Origin of the sequence: Spirulina sp. CCY15215, assembly GCF_016888125.1 — a bacterium.
In the GTDB taxonomy this organism is placed as follows: Bacteria; Cyanobacteriota; Cyanobacteriia; order Cyanobacteriales; family Spirulinaceae; genus CCY15215.
Genome location: NZ_JACSWA010000553.1, coordinates 1 through 683 on the forward strand (window position 1 = coordinate 1; position 683 = coordinate 683).

2 protein-coding genes are annotated in these 683 nt (G+C 40.3%); both read right to left on the minus strand.

The features are described 5' to 3' along the window. A partial coding sequence (locus JUI58_RS19095; protein ID WP_204105403.1) for a Uma2 family endonuclease occupies nt 1-343 on the minus strand: 343 nt, incomplete at its 3' end. A gap of 26 nt (nt 344-369) precedes the next feature. Beyond that, the coding region (locus JUI58_RS19100) for a Uma2 family endonuclease (protein WP_204105404.1) at nt 370-683 on the minus strand (314 nt) is incomplete at its 5' end.

The following is a 683-nucleotide window of genomic DNA, read 5'->3' on the forward strand; positions in this document are numbered from 1 at the left end:
AAAAAGGCGGGGTTTCATTTAAGCGAATAACTGCTTCTCGATCCTGCAAATCTTGCCATTGTTCTTGATGAATTATTGTAACATCAGGAATGCGAACTGTATCAGTGCGATCGCCTCGAGGAGATTGAACCCCAATCGCCATTTGCTTAGAAACCCAGTGGCGATCGAGTCTTTCTATTTCTCGACGAAATTGAAAGTTTAAAAAATCAGCAATTTCGCCATGTTGTCCGCTAGGAAGCGCCATTTCTACTAATTCTCCATTAACTAATTCATAACGATTGTCTGTTCCGTCGTCATAGTTGAGATATTCTTTGAGAATCAGTTTTTGGGTTGCGATTATCATGGTTTTGAAATAAGATGAATTTACTCTTAAAAATTACCTTGTAAAACTTGTGCGGCAGTTAGAATAAGTTCGGGAAAAGTTGGGGAAATAATGCGATCGCCTCCTCGGAATTCTTCTGCATCGTATAATCCTTCTACTAAAGAACAAACAATCACCTGCGACTCGATAGGATCGACAATCCAATATTCAGGAATATTTAAGACGCTATATTCGGCACGTTTGGCGCGGCGATCGGTGCTTTTTGTCGAAGGACTGACAATTTCAACCACTAAAAAAGGCGGGGTTTCATTTAAGCGAATAACTGCTTCTCGATCCTGCAAATCTTGCCATTGTTCTTGAT